This window comes from Finegoldia dalianensis, from assembly GCF_046255015.1.
Classification (GTDB): Bacteria; Bacillota; Clostridia; order Tissierellales; family Peptoniphilaceae; genus Finegoldia; species Finegoldia magna.
This window is the reverse complement of sequence record NZ_JBDLBQ010000012.1, coordinates 2,107-3,328: the sequence shown is the minus strand read 5'-3', so window position 1 is coordinate 3,328 and position 1,222 is coordinate 2,107. Positions and strand designations below refer to the sequence as shown.

1 other annotated feature (cut by a window edge) is annotated in these 1,222 nt (G+C 44.6%).

The features are described from left to right. The first annotated feature begins 35 nt into the window (after nt 1–35). Nucleotides 36–1,222 (top strand) — a sequence feature (mutual gap in cmsearch alignment for this rRNA model is longer than 100) (it continues 1,946 nt past the right edge of the window).

The following is a 1,222-nucleotide window of genomic DNA, read 5'->3' as shown; positions in this document are numbered from 1 at the left end:
TACACATTGAAAATCGAATAACAGTATATATTTCCGGTCAAGAAACTAAGGGCGCAAGGCGGATGCCTTGGCACCAGGAGGCGAAGAAGGACGTGACAAGCAACGAAAACCTCGAATAGGAGCAAATATCCAGTAACTCGGGGGAATCCGAATGGGGAAACCTACTAGACACACTCTAGTATCCATACGTGAATCAATAGCGTATGGAGGCGAATGTTCTGAACTGAAACATCTAAGTAGGAACAAGAAAAGAAAGAAAACTCGATTCTCCAAGTAGCGGCGAGCGAACAGAGAGACGCCCATTAAAGTAAGCCTAAACTGATAGACAAATCTTATGGAAAGAAGAACCAAAGAAAGTAACAGTCTTGTAGTCGAAATCAGAATAGAGACACTTTAAGAAGAGTACCACGGAGCACGTGAAATTCTGTGGGAAGATAGGGGGACCACCCCCTAAGGCTAAATACTACCTGGTGACCGATAGCGAATAGTACCGTGAGGGAAAGGTGAAAAGAACCCCGGGAGGGGAGTGAAACAGAACCTGAAACCTTGCGCCTACAAGCAGACAGAGGAAGAAGACTTCTAATGTCGTACTTTTTGTAGAACGGGCCAGCGAGTTACGATACGTAGCAAGATTAAACATTTAAGATGTGAAGTCGCAGGGAAACCGAGTCTTAATAGGGCGAAAGTTATGTGTTGTAGACCCGAAACCGGGTGATCTATCCATGGGCAGAGTGAAGGTAAAGTAAAATTTACTGGAGGCTCGAACCGGGTAGCGTTTAAAAGCTATCGGATGACCTGTGGATAGGGGTGAAAAGCCAATCGAACTCGGATATAGCTGGTTCTCCTCGAAATAGCTTTAGGGCTAGCCTTGTTTTAGATTACAGGAGGTAGAGCACTGAATAGTCTAGGGGAAGTAATTCTACCGAAACTTATCAAACTCCGAATGCCTGAAAATCGATGAACAGGAGTCAGACCATGAGGGATAAGCTTCATAGTCAAAAGGGAAACAGCCCAGACCACCAGTTAAGGTCCCAAAATACAGATTAAGTGGGAAAGGATGTAATACTACTCAGACAACCAGGATGTTGGCTCAGAAGCAGCCATACATTTAAAGAGTGCGTAATAGCTCACTGGTCAAGTGGTAATGCGCCGAAGATGAACGGGGCTAAATCTGATACCGAAACTGTGGGATAGAAAAGCAATTATGCGAGAAGTATGAAGT